Here is a 24158-nt window from a genome sequence, read left to right on the forward strand (position 1 = left end):
AAAGCCTCCTTAGTTATCAATTAGTAGGATAAACCATGGCCAAATGGATATAAAGTTTCCCCTTGCCCGTTCGGGATCGTGACAGGGAGTTTACCAGATGGATTTATTTCACCGAAAATGGCTGCTGCGGTTGCTTTAAAGCTTGCGGTACGAAACCCATATTGAGTGATATAAGCATCAACCTGGGGATAGGACATAATGTCATATGGATTACGAATCGCAACAGCTATAGAAGGTGCATCATAGTTGTCGATAATATCATTAATTCTCTGCATTTGAGGATGGGCAGGTAACCTCATTGCTACACTTGAAGTATGGCTACCAATAATAATATAATCCGCCTGACGAAGCTGCTCCTTCTGTGCATCGGTCAGTTGATAGCTAGAAGGAAGGGTAATTTCCTCAGTGTTGGCATGCTTTTCTTTAATAGCGTAATATAATTCTTGGTTGTAGGTCATACCGATAACGACAATCTTTCCGGATTCCTGCAAGTCATTTAAAGGCAGGAGCTGATTTTTATTTTTGACGAGGGTAATAGATTTCTCTGCAGCTGTTTTCTCAATCGCCTTATGCTCTGGTGAACCAACGGTCTCAAGCGCTTTTTCGATTCTTTCGTCAAGTGGCTCCGGTGATTCCTCCTTAAAGATGCCCCTTTTGATTTTCAGTGACAGTATCCGTTTTACGGATGCATCAATTCGCTTTTCTTTAATATCGCGATTTCTTACTGCATCAAGGAGCCCATTACGAACATCCTCTAGTCCAACGGGCATAAGTACAATGTCCGTACCTGCCTTAACAGACATGATGGCCGCATCGACAGTTCCATAATGCTCGGTGATAGCACCCATGTTCATGGCGTCTGTAACGATCAATCCATCATAGTCCATTTCCTCCCTAACCAATTCTGTCAGAAAGCGGTGGGAGAGAGTTGCTGGTATAGAGACTTCCTCACCGGTCTTTTTGGAAATCACTTTCGTGTCATCTACCTTCGGAAAGGTAATATGCGCGGTCATGATGGCATCAACACCAGCATTCATCGCTTGCTGAAACGGGTATAGTTCCACTTCCTTTAATCTCTCCATCTCATATGGAACTTCTGGAAGTCCAACATGGGAATCAACTGCCGTATCGCCATGACCTGGAAAATGCTTGGCCGTTGCAATCGTGCCTGTTTCCTGCATGCCATCAATATAAGCAGTTCCTAGTTCAGCGGTTAGTTTTGGGTCTTCACTGAAGGAACGGACACCAATGACAGGATTGTTACTATTATTGTTGACATCAAGCGATGGGGCAAAGTTTGTATTAATGCCAAGCGAACCGAGCTCCTTGCCAATGGCACGCGCAACATCTTTCGTGATTGTCACAGACCGTGTAGCTCCTAAGGCCATATTGCCGGGCATATCAGTTCCAGATTGCAGCCTGGTTACAATTCCACCCTCTTGATCAATTGAGATGAGCATCCCATATTTCTCGGAGGCAAGCTGATACGCATCCACGAGATGGGCGGTTTGCTCAGTCGTTACGACATTTTCGCGGAATAGAATAACTCCACCTAAGTCATAATCCTTAATTTGCTGTTCTATCTCCGGCAGCATTTCTGTCACATTCTTACCATCCCAGTTCCGGTAATCAGGCATGAGCATTTGTCCGATTTTCTCTTCTATCTTCATCTTGCTAACGGCATAATCAGCAAGCCGATATCGTTTATCCTTGATGGAGCGGAATGTTGCATTTCCCTTTTTATCCACCACCAAAAAGGCTGTGTCTATCTTTTTTCCCGATGTTGCAAGAATGACTGCCACTCCTGATTTCCCTGTAATCGTCAAGGTTCCATTAGAACTGATTTTCGCGATACGTTTATTTGCAACCGACCATTTTACCTTATTTGTCTTTGTAAAATGACCATCATGGTAGACGTTCACTGCCTTCATTTTGACACTGTTGCCGCTAATCGTTTTATCAACCTCATGCAGATTTTGATAGATTACAATATCTCGCACACCATCATTTGGATTAGCTGGTTTCTTAGTTTGGCTGCTGAATCCGGCCGTCAGGAATACACTCATCACAAGTATAATCAAGAACCATTTCCTATTTTTCAATATTAGCACCTCCCCATTTAATCTGTTCTACGTTCAAATCCATTGCTCTCGAATCTCAGTCGTTCCTTCTTTCCATTTGTTTTTATGCTTGCGTCTTGAACATACCAGCCGCGCCCGTTCACGCTTTCATCCGTTTTATAGGAAAAACGAATAAATTTCGTGCCGGCAGGAATGAGGACATTCTCCTTCTCCCATCCATTGCTTTTTCCTGTGAAGCTTTGAATACTTGTAAATGCTTTTCCGTCAGTCGACGTTTCCAAATATCCATAATCACTCTCCTCTTCAATCCGGAACCAGGTATCGAAACTCAAATAAGCATCTCTTTTTAGATTCACTTGAGCTGAAAGTATGTTATCTAATTGATCTCCATAGCCCGCGAACCAAGCCATTTGTCCCTTTTTCACATTTATAGGTATGCTGTCTCCCACATCTCTAGCGAATGTTCGTCTGATTGGATTAATGGACGGTGTATTTCGGGATGGATGTACCCGGTTTGTAAGTACAATAGCAACAGTCTGATTAGATGGACTCATCACAAGAGCTGTACCGGTGTAGCCCGTATGGCCGGCGGTGAATGTGTCAGAAAGTGAATCCATGTACCAGCCCTGATTAAGCTCAAAGCCTAATCCATGGTCATTTCCTGGAAACGCAGTGTTATAGTTCTTCATAATTAAGTCAATCGTTTTCTTCTTTAGAATGCGTATCTTACCGTATTTACCATCATTTAAATATGCATGGGCGAGAATCCCTAAATCCTTGGCTGTGGAGAAGACGCCTGCATGACCAGCCACACCTTCAAGCGACCACGCATTTTCATCATGAACCTCGCCCCAGACAAGCCCTCTCCCTATCTTTGGCTGATATTCGGTTGCAGCTATCCGTTTCTTTAATTTTGCCGGAGGATTATACATCGTATCCTTCATACCAAGCGGCTCTGTGATGGCTTTCTTAACAAACTCGTCCTGCCGGAGACCACTCCATTTCTCGACTAGCGCCCCAAGCGTTATCATGTTCAAATCACTGTATAAATAGGTGGTCCCAGGCTCGTTAATCAAACCATGTTGCAGTACGGACTGGATGCGGCTTTCTCGAGTGCCCTCTTGCATATAAAGAGGCATCCCAGCTGCAAAACCTGAAGTATGGGTTAAAAGTTGTCTGATTGTTATGTCTTCTTTGCCGTTTGCAGCGAATTGTGACAGATGCAACGCAACAGGGTCATCGAGTTGGAAAATTCCTTGCTCATAAAGCATCATGACCGCAGTAGTTGTAAAAAGCTTACTTATAGAAGCAATATCAAATATTGTATCCGCTTTCATTTTAAGAGGTGTTTCAATTTCCGTGAAGCCATCATCCTGATAGAGAGCCGCAAACCCATATGCAGCTTTTTGAACAATATGACCGCTTCGTGCCACAAAGGTGACCGCCCCTGGAATTAAGCCGCTTTCGATGTATTGGCCGATTGTCACATCTATGTCATCAAGTGCAGACTGCTTCATACCTGCCATTCTGGCATTTGAAGGTAGGAGTATCGGTAGCATTCGACCTGGTTCGTCCCAATATGAGGCATTGTCGGAATGTCCCTTAGCACTTGTCATCATTAGACCATCGGATGTGTTAAATGCAGACACAGTAATCATCGTGCTGAATGCAATTGAGGTGATTTTTTTCATATCGTTCCTCCTCTTTTTTTATCACAAAGCGAGTGAACAAAACGAAAGAAAGGTTGATGAAGGCTACGGAGATGGATCTTTGGGGATGTATCTAGATAGATTCCTCTCACTCGAGAATACATCCATCTTTCTTATTTTTCTATCCGGCATAAGTACTTACTTCCATTATTAACCTTAGGTCTATCTTAATGTAACAACAATTATTTCATGAAAAAATGACAAGTTTCTGCATATTCACCTCATTCTTATTGCTTAGTTTACCTATATGGATATATTCATAACTAAGAGATCATTAGTTTCATTTACTTATATCTAATTTCTCAGCTAACTATTTTTATAAAAAAATAGATTTCTATATAAAAAAAGAAACTGCCAGTGAGCAGTTTCTTTCATCACAATGTAAAAAACATGTAAAATTTTATTGAATCTGACTGGTCGAAACCATAGATCAGCAATATTTTCTAATTAAATCTCCCAATGTACGGTCTAGCGTGCCAATGTCCGACTTATCAAAAGTGAATTTAACAAACGATTCATCCATATTTAATGATTCAGCTAAGAAGCTTGAGAAACCTCTTGCTCTTCGGTCTATTTGAAGCAAAACTCTTGCTTCGTTTTCTGTCAGCTGGAATACAGCTTCTAGTTCATCTAGCTTTCTCGCAAATTCACCGGATGTAGCTTTGAATTCAAATTCCTGAACAAACGGTAAGCCGTTTCTAAAATACGAAGGAGTTTTTTCACAATCTACCTGACGTAAGCGGAATCCTAATCTTCCTGCAGCATCAATGAATTCTCTTACAAGCTGATGTGGCTTTATTTCCAAAAAGTCTTTATCTTGAGGGTCGATTGCCATTTTAATATCCAAGCCGGTTTGAATCCAAACACGGGTACTTCCCATTGTAACTGGTGATTCATAAGGAACATTCAACTGAAAGGGCACCACTTTTTCTTCATTTGGAGCGATTGTGAAGCGCTCAGTCAATAAGATTTTGTCCAAGGCAACAGAACGTCTTACCTTTTTATCATCAACTTCCACCACATAGTCAGTCATTAATGTTAAATAGATGTTATCAATATCCTGCTCGTTTTTTCCTCCCTTGATAAAAACCTCACCTTCGATTGACTCACCGACAATATAACTTTTTTTCGCAAGCCTCGTATCAACTTTGGCAGCACCAATACCTATGGATGACAGCAGTTTATCAAACATGATAATCCCTCATTTCCTTTTTATAAGTCTATTTTACTATACTTCAAGCGGAAAATAACACTCTGTAATTAATATATCGAATAAAACTCCTGAGTTTTACAGCAATCTAATTATAAATAGACTTACTGATCATCCCATTTAAAAATAAAAGATTTAGAAACAAAAAAAGCGACCTCCTACGAAGAGATCGCTTCATCCTCAAGTCTTTCTTGTTCTACAATTTTATAATACTGAAAAGCAATCGCAAATCCTGTGGTATTTGTTGAACTTTGCACATGTACGTTGGCATTATAGATGTCTGCAATACTATTAATCAGCCAAAGTCCAATACCTGCTCCACTCGTTTGCGCTTTAGCCGAATTTGTACGATAATACTTTCCAAAAATCTTTCCAAGATTATTATAATCTATACTCGAACCAGAATTTATGACTTCAATAACGATCTTTTTGGTCTGATTATACTCACGGATACCAATAAAGATGGAGGAGTCTTCTTTTGAATATTTTATGGCATTATCAAGCAAGTTTCTGATCATCAATTCGATTGAACCTTGGTCAATCCATATATGAATATTGGGGTTAATACTATACTTGAAATGAAATTCTCGATTAGGGTATTTTTTCTTATATTCCTCAAAAATAGGTTTGATTTTCTCGATTGGATTCAGCCAACTATCTGGAGGGGAACCCCCTAAATAATACATATCATAAATGATTTTTATGCTAGATAATAAGGAAGTGATATTTTCCGTTTCATTTATAACGGATTGAAGTTTCTGTTTCATTTCCTCATCTGCTTCAGGTAGCATATCCTCTATCAATTCAAGTTCATTCTTAATATTATGGGCTGGATTTTTAATTTCATGAACCATTTCATCAAGGAAGGATTTGGTCTCTTTAATCCCATCCTGCAGTTCCAACATCGTCGTATTGACTGCGTCAATCGTCTTTTCTATTTCTGGTATAACAGGCTTTTTGTATACGAAACTCTCTAAATGAAATCGTGACATTTTCATAAAATGTTCTCTCATTTTTATTAGAGGGGTATAGTAAAGATTTCTCATAATTTTATAGTTAATGAAAATTAAAAGCACTGATAGACTGATGAATAGCAAGCATTGAATAGTCACTATTTTGAACTCCTGCAAGAGAGCTTTACTAACATTACGGTAAGTAACGATCTCACCCTTAAAAGCATCTGTATTAACCTCATGGCCGATGTTGATTAAAATAGAATTACTTTCATTAAGTAATTTCAGATCCAAATTTTGTTTAATAAACACATTATAGACATCCCCTAAATCGACATGCATTAACAGTTTGTTTAACAATAATAATAAAAGACCATCGAAGCCTTCAACGTTATCGGCAAGTACTGTTGTGTCCTTATAATATAATGCCTTTGACTGAGTATCTTGATTATAAACATAGATATACTCGTTATCTTTTGGAATAGTTTGCAAAAAGTCAGTTAATTCTTCGGTATCAAGCTGATCTTCATATAGAGCATGTTCTAGCCAAATATGAGTTGGGAATAATTCAGATGCCTCTTTCCTAAAGAGAGTCGACATCCTGTTATAACCAAATAAAATAGTGGTAATAAACACCAGCGATATGATTGAAAAGTATGCAACTTGCTTAAACACTCGCTGATTATTTATCAAATTCTTTTTAAAACTAATCATTTTATATCTTAAGTGTTCCTTTCGCCTATTCAATTAAATTAACAGAGGATTTCATTATATCAAAATAATAATGCCTTTTTATATGTATTTAATTCCAGTCCTTTCGTTATGTATAAGCACCATCATTCATTAGAAAATTAGTTGAAAATGTGATTATGAAAGCAAAAATAAAACGCCGCTCCGATTGGAAAGACGTAAAAAAAAAGGATATCTACCTATAGAATCATTTTATAAATAGATAGAGCGGTCTGCTATTAAAAATTATTAATTTGATACACTATCAATAAGGAGGGTCCTTTAGTTTATACCTACAACTAATATTAATATGAAAAAGCCAACCCAGATAAGGGCATTTAGGAGGATACCAAAAATCATGCTTACCATTTTTTTAGATAAAATAGCAAAGACGATTCCTGCTATAGATAAGATGGTAGCCATTAACAAGAACAATCTAGGATATGCCATATTATCCGTTATAAAATAGGATAAGACTATACAGATGCCTACTGTTAATAAAGATAATCTGCCGTATGTGTTCATAGATATCCTCCTTTCCAATTTAATTCTATTGATATATGGTAAAATCCTTCATTAATAATGCGAAAAAGCTGCTTTAAATTCTAGAAGAATAATGATCCTCTTATCTGATGGATTGGTAAATTCTGACTTCACTAAAATAAGCATGGCTTAATGACCATGCACCAATTTCAGATGATTAATCATCTATAATTTTAAGTTAATAATTAGACTTCCTGAGTTCTCTTTTTAAAAACAAATATTGAAATAAATAGAATAATAACAGCATACCCAAGTACCCACCATAGATGCGGAAACATATTTCTATAAACTCCGCTTAATGCAGCTTTTCCAGCTTCAACAGCATGAACAAACGGCAGTAGATAAGCGATATCCTTAAATAATCCACCTACTAGCTCTAAATTAAACCATATGCCCGATAGCCATGCTGATACATTTGTAAGGAGCGCACCACATATTCCTACCGCTGCTTTTTCACTAAATAGAGCTCCGCTAATTAACCCAATTCCAATAAAGATTGATTCCATGGGAACCAATATCAGAATAACCATAAAAATCGTTGCTGTAAAATCTAGTCCCATACATAATGCAGCTATAAAGCAAACGGATATTTGTATAACGGACATAACTAACAATGGCAGTGAATAACCCAAAATAAAGTCTCGAGATGTCATCGGAGTTGTAAATAATCTAGTCAAAAAAGAGCTTGCACGATCTTTCGATAATACTTGTGCTGCAAACAATGCCATAAAGGAAAGGCCGAATACAGCAATGCCTGGTGCTAATGAAGATATATTAAATAAATCCACAGGGATACTGCTATTAATCGCTGATAAAAGTGCAAGTAAAATGAGCGGAAAAGCAAGACCAAGGAATAATGAAATAGGATCTCTGACAATTTCCTTCATCACTCGATTGGCAAAAATGATTGCTTTCATCGTTTATCCTCCTTCGTAACAATTTCTACGAAGGCATCCTCGAATCTATCGGTCTTTGTCATGCCTGTGAGTTCTTCGACTGTTCCGATTGCTTTTACTTGGCCATCTTTCATGACACAGATTCGGTCACATAATGCTTCAGCTTCCTCTAAATAATGTGTTGTTAACACAATGGTTGTTCTATCTTTTAATTTTTCAATTATAGACCATAATTCTCGGCGTCCTAATATGTCTAAACCTAATGTCGGTTCATCTAAAAATAAAATGTCTGGATCAGAAATAAGTGCAAGCGCAATACTAAGCTTACGTTGCCAGCCACCGGATAAGGTTTTACTTTTTTTGCTTTTCATATGGTTCTAAAGAGAAATGATTCATCATATTAGCTGTTTTTTCATATACTTCAGATTTAGAATAACCATGAATAGCCGCCATTAATTCTAAATTTTCTCGAACTGTTAAATTTGGAGAAATGGCAGTTTCTTGTGGCGATACCGCTATGATCTTCTTCACTAGCTCTTGATTTTTTACAATATCATGTCCAAATATAGACGCATGGCCGCTTGTAGGCTTTGTTAAGCAGCATAACATTTTAATCAACGTTGTTTTTCCTGCCCCATTCACACCTAATAAACCAAACAATTCTCCCTGCTTAATTGAAAATGATACTTGATTAACTACAATTTTATCATCATACTTTTTAGTTAATTGATCAATAGAGATTGCATAACTCATCATTCATCCTCCTTATGAAGCGGAGACTTTACCAGATTTAAAAATTCATTCATCATATTCTCGGGTACAATAGCAAGCCCTCTCTCTTCATCACCCAAGATAATAAGAGAGTCCCCAGGTTTTATATAAAATACATCACGCGCCTTTTTGGGTATAACAATTTGACCACGCTCACCTATTTTGGCTACACCAAAAAAGTACTTACCCTTTGGTGGTACAATCAAATTCGTATCTTCTCCATCAAAATTTACCAAATCATCCAGCGTCACTTTATACAATTTGGCTAATGCTTGCCAATGTCCAAGGTCAGGAGTTGATTCGCCCTTTTCCCACTTTGCGATTACCTGTCTTGAAACATTGATTTCATAAGCTACCTCTTCCTGTGTCAATTTATGATGCAGGCGCAGGTTTTTTAGATTCATATTTATCATACTTTTCCTACCTCCATATTTATTATGAATTATTTCTATAATGCCCTCCACCAACAATCCGTAACAGCTATGTTAGAATTCGTAGCATTTCTGATTTAACATTGCTTTTACCAAATAAAACAATCACCGTTGTTTTCATTAAAATATCCCTTTAAAAGGACATTTGTATTCCTTGTCGTATATATGTCTTTATATCGCAATAAAATATTTTATGGTGGTGGGGATAATCATGAAAAAAATTCAAAGTGTAATAGTAGGAATCTGCCTTTTACTTATTGGCTGCAACGATAATGAAGCATCTGCTGGTTTATCCTATGATCCGTCAAAAATTCAAAAACAACTAAAAGAGGAACAAAAGATTGATTCAAAATTACCAACTGCATTTCCTGTTGAAATCAAAGATTATGAGATAAGTCCACAGACTCATACCGAATCTTCTGTTCATGATGTGCAGTTTACAGGGACAAATGAAGAAAAATTCATTCTTATGATCCATACAAAAGAAGTAACATATGATGGTAAACCACAAGGGTATGAGGAGTTAAAGATTAATAATCAGGAGGTGTTTTATATAGAGGATGATTTAGCATCATCAGTTCATTGGAAAGATGGCGATTATCATTATATTTTTGAGTATCAAGTTGCTGAATCCGGCAAAGATGCCGCGAAGCTAACAAAAGAAGAAATGGTGGAAGTAGCTGAATCTTTTAAATAAAGCAGTTCAAATACGAAACCTATCCTCATTTTACATTTCAAAAACTAGCATTGATTTTTCAATGCTAGTTTTTATTGCATTCATTGAATAGATAGGCATCCTCTTAAAAAATTCTCACTATAAAAAAGCAGCTCATTGGTCGTTCTGGATTTAACTTATTGACGTTTCTTTTTGAACCTTTACATATCTATTTTAAATATATAAGCTTTCCTGTGTTATTGGACATTAATCAAACGATAATTCGTTGAATACATATAATCATTGTTAAAATCCATAGGTACTTTTGTATCAATGCCTGTTCCCTCCTAATATTTCTTATAAAACCTTTAGATCAATTCCTGATATTCTATCAATATATGTAGTTTACACATTTTTACTGTTTATCTTCAACAAGAAGAGGTTAATACATAAATCGGAAGGTTTTTCACATGAATAAAGTTTCGATTATTACAGGTGCAGGCAGCGGATTAGGACAAGCAGCTGCACTTCGTCTAGCAAAAGATGGGGTTAACATTGTAGCGGTTGATATTAACAAAAAAGGCGGAAATGAAACAATCAAACTCGTGAAAGAAATAGGGACAGATTGTATATTCATTAAAGCTGATGTTTCTAAAGCAGAAGATGTGAAGAATTATGTGGCTTAAACGGTTGAACGCTTTGGGACAATTGATTACTTTTTTAATAATGCCGGGATTTCAGGAAGCGGTTCATTTTTCTTGGATTCTAAGGTCGAAGAAATCAATCAAATTGTTGGCATTAACCTAATGGGAGCTTTATAGGGCGTTTATTATGTTGCTGAGGTTATGCTGAAAAACGGTGGAGTTTCAATCGTGAATACAGCTTCAAGTGCGGGTGTGATTGGTCAAGATTCCGTTGTCGCCTATTCTGCCACAAAACATGGAATTGTAGGTTTAACAAAAAGCTTGGTTGCAGAATATGCGAAAGATGGATTGCGTGTAAATGCGATTGCTCCGGGACCTACTGAAACACCAATGGTAAAAGCTTTCTATGAAGCTAATCCAGCTATGAAAGAAAATGCTACAAAAGGAATTCCGCAAAAACGATTGGGAACACCTGAAGAAGTAGCAGAACTGGTTACATTCTTATTAACTTCTGAAGCACAATATATTAACGGAGAAGTTATTCGTATAGATGGTGGATTTACAAATACAAAATAAGCTTGGTGAATGATAAAAGAAGCTCAGAATCATACTCTGAGCTTCTTTGTTATTGGAGTTAGACTTACGGACATCTAGCTCTAGTTTCTGGAGTATGAATCCCTGCATTATGCCTTGCCTGTTATCTCACTTACATGGCATCTACTACCATCTTGGCAATCGTTCCATTGGATAATATAAATTTATCAATATTTATATGTGAGAAATTTTCAACATGCTCTTCTCTTTCAATTTCGACAACTGTATGGACATGAGAGGCGATTCTTTCAACCGCACATGCAATCATTAATGACTTTCCGTCAGTTAAGGTTTGATTCTGAATCCGATCATCAGAGAAAATCAAGATAGATTTTGCATTTTGGATATTGGCTTTCTTTAATACCTCAACATTCGAGGCCTCTCCTCTTATATAATGGATATTTCCATTTACATAAGATAGCTTTTCAAGCATATCTATAACCACTATTTCCGCCTTTTTATTCTTGTCTAAAATTTCCTTAACTGCGTTTTGCGCCTTATGTGACCAATCTATGATAACAATATGATTCTTTCCTTCATACATAAGCTCTCCACCCTCTTTACGTCTTCTGTAAACCGTAAAACTTTCCATAACTTTTCCGATAAAAGTGGCGAATAAACCAATACCAACCACATACAAAAATAGGATTGTAAATATTCTTCCTTCTATAGTAGTCGGTGACATGTCTCCATATCCAACCGTCAACATGGTCGTCATTGTGAACCATAACGAGTCCATATAGGTAGTAAACGTATCTGGTTCAATCAACCTGAGCATAATTGTACAGAATACGATTAAAAATATGGTTGATGTGGTCAATAATAACCAAGACATATGTGTTAGTTTAAAATATAAATTACGTAAGATAATCATTCAAACACCTCTTCTTACTCTGAACAGGATTTTTTTCGGTTAATGCATGCATAGTCCATTTTCTCTATTATTATAAGATTGAACCATCTATTTAATATATACTCAATTCCATTTTGTTACTTTTAACATTCAATATAATGCTGTCCAAAGTTAAGTTATTTAGCGTGTCCCTCTTTCCTCTCGTATGCTTCTGCAATTCCAATTAAAATATTTGCCTACATATTTCAATTATTTACCACCCATATACCGGGTTACCCTATCTCTAACTACGCAAATCTTAAGATAATTTGGTTAAATGTGAAGCATTTTGTAAATAGGTATTTCTTTACAGTTTATTCTCCAACTGTTATGTTAGAGAAAATAATATACATTCTTTGTATAAGGGTTATTAGCTTATTGGATATGCGCTTAAATATTTTCAAAATTAATCCTTCTAAAGGGTTTTTTTCTTTGCAAAAAAACAATGGGTCATAAATCGCAGTAATTAGGAGCTGTTGATATGCATAGCATTGATAGTAGCATACATGTGTTTTTAGAAGGTGTTTCAACTCACATAATCTCTTCAGAAGATACTCTTGCAGATTTACGATTTAAAGACGCTACGAATACATATTCTGAGGAAATCAATAGTATGGTTAAAACTTGGCGAAAAACCCTTATAGAGATATATGGATTTTCAATTGCCCAAGAGCAAAACGAAACCTTTGCAGTTTTAAAAGAATGGGGAAAGGAAACCGTTGATTTACTCATAAACTTAAATTTATCACTTGCTGATGCAATAGAAGAAGTTAGATTTTATCGTGATAAAATTGGCGGTATCATCAAGGACCAAGCTAAAAAATATTCAGTAAGTCTGGACGTTTTCTATGAAATCATTTCTAAATTCGATTCAGTTGTTGATAAAGCGATACACTGGCTTAGTATTTCTTATTCTTCACAATACTCCAATAGAATCGTATTAGCGGAGAGGACTGCTTTTGAACTGTCTATTCCTGTTGTTAGGATTACATCCAATATCGGGATTATTCCAATCATTGGAGTATTAGACACTCAACGTGCAAGCCACTTGATGGAAAAAGCATTACAGGCTGGAAGTGAATATGATCTAAGTTATATTATTATTGATCTATCAGGAGTTCCGATTACGGACACAATGGTGGCTCATCAGATATTTAAAGTTATTGATGCATTGCGACTCATCGGTATCGAGACGCGCTTATCCGGTATCCGAATAGAAATTGCACAAACAATGGTAAACCTCGGAATTAAATTTACAGCTAAAAGCTACTCTAGCTTACATTTGGCTGTTAAAGATATCCTATGATAAATTTCTCTCCCGGACATACAGTCGGGAGTATTTTTATTTAAAACAAAAAAGACACTCAAAGAATGTCTTAAAATAGACTAAATAGTTCTCCCGTTCATGATCCATTCAGGAACAACCATTTTGATATTCCCCTTTAGTATACCAGCCAGTTCATATATTTCACTTAGCATTCTTTCATACATAGTAGAGTGCTTCACGAAATTTTCTAATCTTTCCTCCAAACGAGTCTTTTCTCCTTCTGATTTTGTTACATAATACTGCTCAATAATTTCAAAATAATGAACCGGTAAGAGCAACCTTGAGAATAACATCCGTGCAGAAAATGTTGATAAAGGGGTGATTGATTGATATTGGCGCAAAAATGACTCGACACCCTGATGGTATGTATTTGGCTGTTTAAAATAATAAGCGCGTATCCACTCCGCAATATCCCTCGCACTATGGTCAAAAACCCATTCACTAAATAATTTGCCATTTGAGCCGGGTCCCCAGGTTTCTGAAGTAAAGCGATCATAACAAACGGTCCCAGCATCAACCATCTCCGGGTTTTCATCTATTTCAGTATCAACTAAATATTGGATTGCGTTTTCCGAAAGGCCTGCGTAATAAGGATAGCTGTCAATAAACAGTTTTTCAAAATCGTTTTGTGGCTTTGCTGCCAATTTATCTCTCCAAACTCGTTCAAGCTGATCGACCCGCTGCTCCCACATTTCCTTCCATTTTCCGATTCTGCTGCAAAAAACGATTCGTTGCGGAATAGACCTGCCACGATAATGAAATATTGCCAGCTCTCTGCCCACTTCATATGATTGAGGAATTTCCATTTCATTTATACAAACCACATAATCGTTACTTTCCAGTTTTGTTAATAGCTTTTGTTCATTGTTTAACAGGGGAAGCCATACTCCCTTCTCCCCTTTGTTATGCATATGGTACGCCAAACTGCTTCGTTCCTGGAGCTCTTGCTCTTCCATGTTTATGGCAAAGCTCATGAATACTCTGCCTCCACCGTTATATATGTTTATTGCCCCACTGCTTATTTCTTGATCAACTGTAATTCCATATTGTTCGTGTAATAATTGTTTGTTCATCACAATATTGTTCATCACCTCTAATTCCTTGCTTACTATGATAAGTATATGGGCAAGATAACTGTTATATGTGGTTAACATCAAGATTTATTCTTACTATATGCATGGGAGTTGGTGTCTTCGTATGAAAGGGAAACCTGTAGATATGACTGAACAAACAGCAAGAAAATGGTTGCATGATCGAGGGGTGACAGTTACAGATATTGGTGAATTAGTTTTATACCTTCAGCATCATTATCATGAAAATCTGCTATTGGATGAGTGTATTAAAAATGTGGAGCGCGTACTCTCAAAACGCGAAGTCCAAAATGCCATTTTAACTGGCATACAACTAGATATGCTTTCCGAAAAAGGGATGCTTGAAGAACCTTTACAATCCATAATCCGGACTGATGAAGGATTATATGGGGTTGATGAGATTTTAGCATTTAGCATCGTGAATGTATATGGTTCTATTGGTTTTACCAATTATGGATATATTGATAAAAAGAAACCAGGCATACTGGCAAAATTGAATGATAAATCCTCCGGTGAATGCCATACCTTCCTGGATGATATTGTTGGGGCGATTGCTGCTGCCGCTTCCAGCCGTTTAGCTCACCGAGTAGAGAATGTAGAATAAATATAAAATCCTGAATTTATACTTTGAGTTTTTCTTTTATAAGGTAATTAAACCGAGTCGGTTAATTTCCTAACAGTCTAACAAGTAAGAACGAAAGAGCATACCTGCCCTTTCGTTCTACTGTTTAGATATTTATATGAATTATGTGTAATACACATCTTTGTGAATTCATTTAATCGCTTAGGTAATCATAAGTGAACTTACTCAAATTCCACATTGTCAAACTCCATTTCAGCTGCAAGCTCTATTGTATAATAAACAAAGGCAAGAGCAATCAGTGCTGCCAATATGAGCTGCTGATCAATAAGGGTAATTGCAAAAATGATATCGAGTAAGATTAGTATTGAAAATCTTAGAATCATCGTCTATCCCCCCTTTTTCTTCTATTATCATTATTCCCGTTATCAAACACTGTACCTATAGGTATCTTGACAATTGTATGGCTTTTCTAAATATTAATCTTTATTATTTAAATCCTGAATAAGTTTGTGAAATATTGAACTTTCTATAGAAATCCTTAAACTAGTATGCTAGAATACTAGTGGTTGAGTTAAATTACTTTTTTGTAGTTTAAATGTATGGCTAATTTATTTGAAGGTTGATGCCTTCGTCTTTAATTATGAAAGCCTAAACATAAATAAAGGAAAAAACGTACATACTACATGATGATAGAAATTTTTCTCAAATATTTAGTAAGGGAGTATTACATAGGATGACTAAAGTGGATTTAAAAGCAAAACCATACCATTTATCTGATGAAGATATTAAATGGGTAACAGACACAATTAATTCTATGACAATCGAAGAAAAGATTGGCCAATTATTCGTTAATATGGGAGCTAGCCGTACTGAAGAATATTTAACAGGTATGCTAAACAACTACCATATCGGTGCTGTACGTTACAATCCTGGTAAAGCTGAAGAAGTTTACGATCAAAATAAAATTCTTCAAGAAAACAGCAAAATTCCATTGCTAATTGCTGCAAACACAGAAGCAGGCGGTAATGGAGCTTGTACAGACGGTACTGAAGTTGGTCTTGAAGTTAAAATCGGTGCAACAAAAGATGCGAAATGGGCATATGAAATGGGCCGAGTTTCTGGTGTAGAAGCGTCTGCAATCGGATGTAACTGGAGCTTTGCGCCAATCGTAGATATTCACATGAACTGGCGTAACCCAATCATCTCTAGCCGTACTTTTGGTTCTGACCCTGATCAAGTTTTAGAAATGAGCTTGGCTTACATGAAAGGTATCCAGGAAAGCGGAATTGCACCTGCTGCTAAACACTTCCCTGGTGACGGCGTAGATGAGCGTGACCAGCATTTATCCTTCGCGCCTAACAGCCTATCTTGTGATGAGTGGGATGAAACTTTCGGAAAAGTTTACAAAGGCTTAATCGATGCTGGCCTACCTTCTATCATGGCTGGTCACATCCATATGCCTGCTTATTCCAAGCACTTCAACCCTAGCCTTACAGATGAAGATTTGCTGCCAGCAACTCTTTCTAAAGAGCTAATCACAGATTTATTACGTGGTAAATTAGAATTCAATGGCGTTGTTGTTACAGATGCGAGCCACATGGTTGCGATGACTTCTGCAATGAAACGCAGCGAAATGCTTCCTACTGCTATTGCTGCTGGTTGTGACTTATTCTTATTCTTCAACGATCCAGATGAAGATTTCGGCTACATGATGGACGGATACAAAAACGGTATTATTACAGAAGAGCGTTTAGAAGCAGCTCTTACTCGTATCCTTGGTCTTAAAGCATCTTTAGGTCTTCACAAAAAAGCAAAAACGGAAATCATGATGCCGAAAGAAGAAGCGCTTAAACAAATCGGTCTTCCTGAAAACGTTAAGCTATTTAAAGAAGTTACTGATCGTGCAATCACATTGGTAAAAGACAAACAAGATATTTGGCCTGTTACTCCTGAAAAATACAAACGAGTATTACTAGTTAATGTTAAAACTGCTGAAGGTGCATTCAGTAAATTAATTAGCGGTAACAAACCTAAGCCAATTGATCTTCTGAAAGCAGAGCTTGAAGCGCAAGGCTTTGAAGTGGAAATTCACGAATCTCCAATGGATAAAATCGCGGACCTGCCACCAGAAGAACAAATGAAGAGCATCATGAACGCATATGCAGCAAAACGCCCTATTAAAGAATTAACAGATAAATATGATTTAATCATTAATATCGCTAATATCAAAATGGGTGAAGTTGTTCAACGTATGACATGGAATGCGTTAAAAGGAACACCTGATATTCCGTTCTATGTACACGAAGTACCAACAATCTTTGTTTCTGTAAACTACCCATTCCACTTAGCGGATGTTCCACAAGTGAAAACATACATCAACACGTATGACGGTAATAAAGAAACAATTGAAGTACTAGTAGAAAAAATGATGGGTAAATCACCATTCAAGGGTGACAGCCCAGTTGATGCATACTGCGGATTAAAAGACACATACATTTAATCTGTCAAAAGCAAAAAAAGGATTAAACCTTCCTCGGTTTAATCCTTTTTCTCTTTTAAATAGGAAGCGATTGCCCTGCCTGCTACCCTGCCTGTAAATAAACAGCCTCCAAGAAATGTCCCCTCTAGCGAACGATATCCGTGAACTCCTCCCCCTCCAAATCCAGAAACCTCACCAGCTGCATAAAAGCCAGGTATTGCCTCACCCTTAGAATTGAGGACTCGTGCTGATAAATCTGTTTGTAGCCCGCCTAGAGTTTTGCGACTTACAATGTTTAAACGAACAGCAATCAATGGTCCATTTTGAGGATCAAGTATTTTATGCGGTTTGGCGACTCGGATTAATTTGTCACCTATGTAATTTCTCGCTCCCCTTAATGCCGTAATTTGCAAATCCTTTGTGAATGTATGATCCATTTCACGATCTCTCGCTTTTATTTGTCTTTCAATTTCTTCGTAATTTAATAGATTATCTTTTGTTAATTCATTCATTCCTTTAACCAGTTCCACTAAGTTATCTGCAATGACAAAATCCTCGCCATGATCCATAAATGCCTGTACCGGACCAGGAGGACCAGGGAGTACTCTGCTTAAGACCTTGCGGATACTTTTATTCGTTAAATCCGGATTTTGCTCAGAACCGGATAGCGCAAATTCTTTCTCAATCATTTTTTGTGTCAAAATAAACCATGAGTAATCAAATCCTGTTTTTTGGATAGCCTCCAGGGTGCCAAGTGTATCATACCCAGGAAAGTTGGGGGCCGGGAAGCGCTGGCCTGTTGCATTCAGCCAAATAGAGGACGGACCTGGCAAAATTCTAATTCCATGGTTTTCCCATACCGAGTTCCAGTTTTTGATTCCCTCTGTGTAATGCCACATACGATCTCGATTTACAATACGCCCACCTGCCTCTTCTGATATCCCCAGCATTCTGCCATCCACATGTGCCGGGACCCCTGAAATCATGTTCTTTGGAGGCGGCCCCAGTCTTTCTGGCCAATTTGTGCGAATTAAATCATGGTTGGCTCCGATACCCCCGCTCGAAACAAGAACTGCTTTACCAGAAAACTCAAAATGAGTAATAACGTCCCTGTTACTTTTCTCACCTCTTAAAGCCGAACTGGCTGCCAATATGGAACCCTTCACCCCCTGAATTATCCCATTACTGCTCATCAGTTCATCTACACGGTGACGAGGACGATAATCAACTAATCCATTTTTAATATGCTCTCTTACCCTTTTTTCAAAAGGCGATACAATACCTGGACCTGTTCCCCAAACAATATGAAATCTTGGTACTGAGTTACCATGTCCTTCAGCCAAATAACCTCCTCTTTCAGCCCAACCAACTACAGGAAAAAAACGAACTCCTTGTTTATGAAGCCAAGCACGTTTTTCTCCAGCAGCAAAGTCAATATACGCTTCTGCCCATTTTTTTCCCCAATAATCCTCCTCATCTCGATCAAACCCTGCAGTACCCATCCAATCCTGCCAAGCCAATTCCTTAGAATCTTTAATACCCATACGACGTTGTTCAGGGGAATCCACTAAAAATAAACCACCGAATGACCACCAAGCTTGTCCGCCTAATGAAGCTTCAGGTTCTTGATCTAGCAATAATACCTTTTTCCCTGCATCTGCAATTTCTGCTGTAGCCACCAAACCGGCCAAACCAGCCCCAATAACGATCGCATCGAACTCCAATGCATTTCCCCCTTTTTGATAAACGTTTATACTCTTATATTAATCTATAGTTCCATAATTTAGGTATGTATACTGATATAAAAAGAAAAATTTACTTTGCTTAAAATTATGAGCCTAAATCAACAGTTTTATATTCCTCCCTTTTTATAAATAAAAAACCAGCCTAGTACCAGACTGGTTCAATAATCATCTTCCTCATCATCCTCTTCCTCATAATCGGAGAAATAATCCACGAATTCATATTTTACTTCATCATCTGTTCGTTCCACTTCTGTAGCTTGATATTCCCCCATGTTCTCTTCCACTATTGCTATATACATCACTCTGCGTCCAGCCTCATATTCATCATTGACTTCCATGAATCCGCTCACGACATAATAATCTTCATCCTTGTTGTACTCAACTTTGCTATGCCCAATAAATTCAAAAGTTTCATCCTTTGATGAAGCATCTTCCACTTTATTCTTGGCAACCCTAGCTATTTTGTTTTCCGCGTCTGAGTAATATTTATAACCTGCAAAGGCCGCTATCCCTAATATCAATACTGCAGCTGCTATGATAACCATCACTTTATATTTCTTAGCCATCCTCTTCCTCCCCCTTTATGTGTTATAGTAGTATTCTTCCACACCGTCGTTTCTCCTGATAGTTGCCGACATAGTACCAATTTACTTCATTCTTATAAAATTAGTATTCATCCCCCTGCCGTTCATACGATTATATGGCTCTCAACAAGATTTTATTTCGCTTATTATTGAATTGTCCCAAGAGTTTCAGATTTTATGAAAAATAAGAGGACAACCACCTCTATTTCCAATAGACCCGATTATGTATTCTATGGTGTATTTATGAGGAAATTAGTTAATTTGGAATTGGAATTTTCCTCTGGGTTGCAGAAGAAATTAAAATACGTCAGTGTATACTTCCGCAAATCGAAGCGAAAGTCGATAAGTTCGATAAGTAAGTGGACTAAACTATTTATGAGGCGAAAATGGGAAGACAGCAGATGCGAGTGCATTGGCTCAAGGATTCATCATCCCTAGTATGTTAACTTACATTTATTTATGAGCCTACTATTGGAGTAAGTTATTGAGGGTATCAGAAGAATTAGTAAAAGAGGAAGGAGCTCTAAAATAAATAGACTTTAGAACTCCCTTTTTAGTTATTTATTCATAAATTGGCACTCTATCCAGGCAAAATTAATTATTAATGTATTTTTCAAAAACTGCACCAAAATCTTTCATATGATATTCATTATAGGAGGATTTTAACCATTCAAATGTAAATTCAGTTATCCCTTTATATGTGCCTGTTAATGATGCTTCCTCAGATCTTGAGTGTTGGAGTGTTTGAACCGCTCGATCGAGTCCTTCTTTGGCATAATTCATTTGAATGGAGTTTTCATACGTGATTTCCTCAATTCGCAGTAATGCTTTATACAAATCCTTTAATTGTTCAATTTGATTTTTCTTGACGTCAATATCAAAATGAACATTTCCTACATCAAACTTTATTTCTGTATCCAAATCTAATCGCCCTGCAGTTTCAAGCATGACATTTGAAATCTTATACTGAGAATATGGGTATCGTTTTAATAAACGTTTAGATGAGACAGCATTTTCGCCATCTACATGAATTAATGCTAGATTTGTAAAGCAATATTCGTCTGCCTTCGTTTTGATAATGAAATAAATCTTCTCATTATCCTCGTGCATAACATAGTCGTCTGCATCCGTTTTGTCATAATCTTCCGGCGGAATAATAACACCTACGTCAGACAAACCCAATGCATCAGAAGCCATTTTCTTTAACATGTATATCACCCCATTGTAGTTTATACTTTTACTATATCAGAAAAGTGACTAGTATAAAATTCATTTAATGCTCAAGAAAACACATGGATGGTCCATGTGTTTTATGTCATTATTCATCATATTTTTTTGTTATTTTTGCTATTTCTTCACCAAGCTTCTTATAACTTTTTACTTCGTCATGAGGATGCTGTGAATTTTTTCTTTGCTTCCAGTGTCTTTCTTCTTCTTTTTTTGAATGTGACATATATATACCTCCAAATTAAAATAGGACTCATTGCAAAAGATTGAAGCATATCGCCCTATTTTCCTTTATTTTATATTTTCTTTGCCTTTTTAGATTTATTCTTATAAGCTTGATTTGCGCTGGCGCTTCCTAATTCCTTTGAGAATTCAGCATCCGTTTTACTAGAATCAAACCCCTGTTTACTTTTTTGAGCTGCATCATGCTTTCTTTTCGGCATACGATCCCTCCTTCTCTCATTTAGTATTAGAAAGTAAAGAGTAAATATGCACTGTCAGCTATGAATTATTGTTTTATCTTCTTTCAAGGACGACTACCCCTTTTTCTTTTCCAATGTTATTTGAATTAGCTGATCGTGGATAAAAGAAAAAGCAAAGAATGCTGATAAAGCTATGCATTCTTTGCTTGATTGATCTAAATATTGAGACCGCCCTTGACTGTGCGATTATCTTACTTGTTATTGAATAGATAACTGTTGTTTTGCATTCGTCAGTTTACTCATTAAAACATAGGTAAAAAACGATAAAACAATCGGCAGTACGACCGTATGCATCCCGAAAGGATTTGGATAAAAACGATCTATAATCATAAAGCTGCCCATCCCTACAATCATAGATGAAACCGCACCGTATTTATTCCCTCCTGGCCAATATAATCCCATAATAACTGGCCATATAAACACTGATTCTAAGCCTCCAAATGCAAACAAGTTTAACCATACAATTAAATCCGGTGGACTCAACGCAAATAATACAACAGCGATTCCAATTGCTGCTGTAATCCAAAAGCTGATTCTTTTAATCTGCTTCTCGGTAGCATCCTTTTTTATGTAATTGATATATACATCCTTTACTATAGTTGCGCTTACTAATATTAAAAGAGAATCAACTGTGGACATGATAGCAGCCATGGGAGCGGCTAAGACAATACCCGCAATAAATGGTGGCAAGACCTCCATAGTTAATGCAGGCATGACCATATCACCTATTTCTATCCCAGGTATCAAAGGACGCGCTAAAACTCCAATTAAATGCATTCCGAGCATCACAGCACCTACTACAATTGTTCCGGTGATAATCGCTGTGTGCATCCCCTTTGAATTTTTATAGGACATCGCTCGCATGCTGATTTGCGGTAAACCCACGACGCCTACACCAACTAAAATCCAAAAGGATGAGACATACAAAGGCGTTAAATCTCGTTCTGCACCAAAAGGAGTAATTAAGTTGGGGTTTTCAGCCATTAAGTCTGACATAATATTCGAAAATCCTCCGCCAGCAATAATGGTGGCGATTAAAAGGATGACGGTCCCAGCTAACATGACTACTCCCTGGACGGTATCTGTTAAAGCGACTGCTCTAAATCCGCCAATAATTACATAAATTAAAACTGAAACGGCGAATATGAAAAGTGCTGACTTATACGGAAGCCCTGTTAAGGATTCAATCAATCGCGCTCCACCAACCCATTGGGCCGTCATCGATGCAAATAGGAATATAATGATACTAATGGCCGATACAATGACAACCGTATTACTTTTATATCTGCCTTTTAGAAAATCAATGATTGTGATTGCGTTATACTTACGAGCCATAATCGCAAATTTTTTCCCTAAAACCATTAATACAAAATACCCGGTTGCCAGTTGAGCCATAGATAGTAAAACCCATCCGAGCCCACGTGTATAGGCAACACCCGGCCCGCCGATAAAGCTTGAAGCACTGCCGTATGTTGCCATCATAGTCATTGCAAGCACAAAACCGCCTAATTGTCTCCCGCCAAGAAAATATTCCTGCAGAAAGGAATCAGAGGATTTTAATTTTCCATTTGCCCAGAATCCTATATAAAAAATAATACCTAAAAAGATCAATAAAGGAACAATGACCTCCCACTTCATGATTGCTCCTCCTCTTCGTCATTCACATCAAAAGATACTTCCTCAAATAAAAATTTGACTGTAAGAGTAACAAGGACCACCATAACAAGAAAGCCGACTACACAGCTTAGAAAAAACCAAGCTGGCAATCCTAAAATATATGTATATTCCTTCGGATTACCGGACCCTAGTCCATACGCAAATCCAAACCACCAGATAAAATTTATGATGACAAGTACGACACCTATGATTGCTTCCCTATGGGCTACTTTAAAACGTCTATCTTTCATATCTTCCTCCTTGCAATAGCACCATTAGTTTGCCCGCCATTATTTTTTGTATAATACGTAAACAAACAACATTACCATTAAACCAAGCTATACTCTTAAAATGAAGGTGCAAAATTTGGCAAAATAACTTATAATAGATAGCTTTATAAAATAACTGTATAACGTAAAGAAGCCTCAAAATCTGATTTTGAGGAGATAGATTATATAATTTCACCATTTACTTGTCTTTATTAAAATAAAACTCACAATAAGGGTAAGGACAAGAGCACCTGTGAATGCTGGAAATAGATAAAACCCTCCAGTTTCAGGACCCATTTCACCGAGAATTCCTGTACCAATCCACGCACCAATTATGCCAGCCAGGAAATTCCCTATCATCCCGTTGTGAACGTTTTCATGAATAAGTAACCCCGCAATCCAACCAATAAAGCCACCAACAAACAGGATGCCAATAAAGGACATTTTTTAGCTCCCTCCTTCATGGACAGTATATGCTGGTAAGGTCTAAATGGCTTTATTTAGCAGGAAAGAGGGCTACTTTTTCTATACGATATAAATACGTCGAAGGGAAAAGCATTTATCATGAGCCATGTCTTCCTACAAAAAAACTCCAACCCATTGCTGG

Annotated in this window: 22 protein-coding genes and 2 pseudogenes; 5 read left to right on the forward strand and 19 right to left on the reverse strand. The window is 37.2% G+C overall.

Annotated elements, in window-relative coordinates; genetic code table 11:
- Positions 1-20: 20 nt before the first annotated feature.
- The 8 genes and pseudogenes from A8L44_RS07790 to A8L44_RS07825 all read right to left on the reverse strand — a co-directional run bounded on the left by A8L44_RS07790 (position 21) and on the right by A8L44_RS07825 (position 9305).
- The gene (locus A8L44_RS07790) at positions 21-2105 is read right to left on the reverse strand and encodes a glycoside hydrolase family 3 protein (protein ID WP_254654704.1); all 2085 of its coding nucleotides are present in this window, start codon (positions 2103-2105) and stop codon (positions 21-23) included.
- A 14-nt stretch (positions 2106-2119) separates the two neighbouring features.
- Entirely contained in the window at positions 2120-3772 is a 1653-nt protein-coding gene (locus A8L44_RS07795) for a serine hydrolase domain-containing protein (RefSeq protein ID WP_066103857.1), read from the reverse strand.
- Positions 3773-4220: 448 nt separating this feature from the next.
- On the reverse strand, positions 4221-4982 hold the full coding sequence (locus A8L44_RS07800) for a sporulation protein (protein ID WP_066103859.1): 762 nt from the start codon (positions 4980-4982) through the stop codon (positions 4221-4223).
- Between the two features lie 176 nt (positions 4983-5158).
- The gene (locus A8L44_RS07805) at positions 5159-6553 is read right to left on the reverse strand and encodes a sensor histidine kinase (protein WP_066103861.1); all 1395 of its coding nucleotides are present in this window, start codon (positions 6551-6553) and stop codon (positions 5159-5161) included.
- Positions 6554-6964: 411 nt separating this feature from the next.
- A complete protein-coding gene (locus tag A8L44_RS07810; protein WP_066103863.1) occupies positions 6965-7207 on the reverse strand; it encodes a hypothetical protein in 243 nt (80 codons plus the stop codon).
- Positions 7208-7410: 203 nt separating this feature from the next.
- A complete protein-coding gene (locus A8L44_RS07815) occupies positions 7411-8142 on the reverse strand; it encodes an ABC transporter permease (RefSeq protein ID WP_066103865.1) in 732 nt (243 codons plus the stop codon).
- A pseudogene (locus tag A8L44_RS07820) lies at positions 8139-8874 on the reverse strand (ABC transporter ATP-binding protein). The gene A8L44_RS07815 and the pseudogene A8L44_RS07820 overlap by 4 nt, the downstream one beginning before the upstream one ends.
- Complete coding sequence (locus A8L44_RS07825) at positions 8874-9305, reverse strand: helix-turn-helix domain-containing protein (RefSeq protein WP_066103866.1); 432 nt, start codon at positions 9303-9305, stop codon at positions 8874-8876. Before A8L44_RS07825 ends, A8L44_RS07820 begins: the two are co-directional and overlap by 1 nt.
- A 229-nt stretch (positions 9306-9534) precedes the next feature.
- Here A8L44_RS07825 and A8L44_RS07830 point away from each other — a divergent pair, with 229 nt between their 5' ends.
- Together A8L44_RS07830 and A8L44_RS07835 are read left to right on the forward strand one after the other, a co-directional pair.
- Positions 9535-10020 carry a hypothetical protein gene (locus tag A8L44_RS07830; protein WP_066103868.1) on the forward strand — a complete coding sequence of 162 codons (486 nt, stop codon included), beginning with the start codon at positions 9535-9537 and terminating at the stop codon, positions 10018-10020.
- A gap of 428 nt (positions 10021-10448) precedes the next feature.
- A pseudogene (locus A8L44_RS07835) lies at positions 10449-11198 on the forward strand (SDR family NAD(P)-dependent oxidoreductase).
- A 130-nt stretch (positions 11199-11328) separates the two neighbouring features.
- Here the strand turns inward: A8L44_RS07835 and A8L44_RS07840 are convergent.
- Positions 11329-12090 (reverse strand): ion channel, encoded by a 762-nt coding sequence (locus A8L44_RS07840; RefSeq protein ID WP_066103869.1) that lies wholly within the window; start codon positions 12088-12090, stop codon positions 11329-11331.
- Between the two features lie 499 nt (positions 12091-12589).
- On the opposite strand from A8L44_RS07840, the gene A8L44_RS07845 reads away from it, so the two are divergent.
- Complete coding sequence (locus A8L44_RS07845; protein ID WP_066103872.1) at positions 12590-13414, forward strand: STAS domain-containing protein; 825 nt, start codon at positions 12590-12592, stop codon at positions 13412-13414.
- Positions 13415-13494: 80 nt separating this feature from the next.
- Here the strand turns inward: A8L44_RS07845 and yutH are convergent, their stop codons facing one another.
- Positions 13495-14523: a spore coat putative kinase YutH gene (gene yutH, locus A8L44_RS07850; RefSeq protein WP_175354258.1), complete on the reverse strand. Its 1029-nt coding sequence runs from the start codon at positions 14521-14523 to the stop codon at positions 13495-13497.
- A 109-nt stretch (positions 14524-14632) separates the two neighbouring features.
- Here yutH and A8L44_RS07855 point away from each other — a divergent pair, with 109 nt between their 5' ends.
- Positions 14633-15130 (forward strand): phosphatidylglycerophosphatase A family protein, encoded by a 498-nt coding sequence (locus A8L44_RS07855; RefSeq protein WP_066103874.1) that lies wholly within the window; start codon positions 14633-14635, stop codon positions 15128-15130.
- A 200-nt stretch (positions 15131-15330) separates the two neighbouring features.
- Here the strand turns inward: A8L44_RS07855 and A8L44_RS18910 are convergent, their stop codons facing one another.
- Positions 15331-15492 carry a hypothetical protein gene (locus A8L44_RS18910; RefSeq protein ID WP_175354259.1) on the reverse strand — a complete coding sequence of 54 codons (162 nt, stop codon included), beginning with the start codon at positions 15490-15492 and terminating at the stop codon, positions 15331-15333.
- A 350-nt stretch (positions 15493-15842) separates the two neighbouring features.
- Here A8L44_RS18910 and A8L44_RS07860 point away from each other — a divergent pair, with 350 nt between their 5' ends.
- The gene (locus A8L44_RS07860) at positions 15843-17609 is read left to right on the forward strand and encodes a glycoside hydrolase family 3 protein (protein ID WP_066103876.1); all 1767 of its coding nucleotides are present in this window, start codon (positions 15843-15845) and stop codon (positions 17607-17609) included.
- Between the two features lie 38 nt (positions 17610-17647).
- Here A8L44_RS07860 and A8L44_RS07865 read toward each other — a convergent pair whose 3' ends face one another.
- The 8 genes from A8L44_RS07865 to A8L44_RS07895 form a co-directional block, all read right to left on the reverse strand.
- The gene (locus A8L44_RS07865) at positions 17648-19312 is read right to left on the reverse strand and encodes an FAD-binding dehydrogenase (protein WP_066103878.1); all 1665 of its coding nucleotides are present in this window, start codon (positions 19310-19312) and stop codon (positions 17648-17650) included.
- Positions 19313-19491: 179 nt separating this feature from the next.
- Positions 19492-19899: a hypothetical protein gene (locus A8L44_RS07870; protein ID WP_066103880.1), complete on the reverse strand. Its 408-nt coding sequence runs from the start codon at positions 19897-19899 to the stop codon at positions 19492-19494.
- A 612-nt stretch (positions 19900-20511) separates the two neighbouring features.
- Positions 20512-21126, reverse strand: coding sequence for a PH domain-containing protein (locus A8L44_RS07875; protein WP_066103882.1), 615 nt, complete (start codon positions 21124-21126; stop codon positions 20512-20514).
- A gap of 109 nt (positions 21127-21235) precedes the next feature.
- The gene (locus A8L44_RS19180; protein WP_219847586.1) at positions 21236-21370 is read right to left on the reverse strand and encodes a DUF6254 family protein; all 135 of its coding nucleotides are present in this window, start codon (positions 21368-21370) and stop codon (positions 21236-21238) included.
- Between the two features lie 70 nt (positions 21371-21440).
- Entirely contained in the window at positions 21441-21587 is a 147-nt protein-coding gene (locus A8L44_RS18915; RefSeq protein WP_175354260.1) for a hypothetical protein, read from the reverse strand.
- A 237-nt stretch (positions 21588-21824) separates the two neighbouring features.
- The gene (gene panF / locus A8L44_RS07880) at positions 21825-23264 is read right to left on the reverse strand and encodes a sodium/pantothenate symporter (RefSeq protein WP_066103886.1); all 1440 of its coding nucleotides are present in this window, start codon (positions 23262-23264) and stop codon (positions 21825-21827) included.
- A complete protein-coding gene (locus tag A8L44_RS07885) occupies positions 23261-23533 on the reverse strand; it encodes a YhdT family protein (protein ID WP_066103888.1) in 273 nt (90 codons plus the stop codon). The genes panF and A8L44_RS07885 overlap by 4 nt, the downstream gene beginning before the upstream one ends.
- A 210-nt stretch (positions 23534-23743) precedes the next feature.
- A complete protein-coding gene (locus A8L44_RS07895) occupies positions 23744-23995 on the reverse strand; it encodes a GlsB/YeaQ/YmgE family stress response membrane protein (RefSeq protein ID WP_066103891.1) in 252 nt (83 codons plus the stop codon).
- Positions 23996-24158 lie beyond the last annotated feature (163 nt).

Origin of the sequence: Bacillus sp. FJAT-27986 (assembly GCF_001685035.1) — a bacterium.
Taxonomy (GTDB): domain Bacteria; phylum Bacillota; class Bacilli; order Bacillales; family Pradoshiaceae; genus Pradoshia.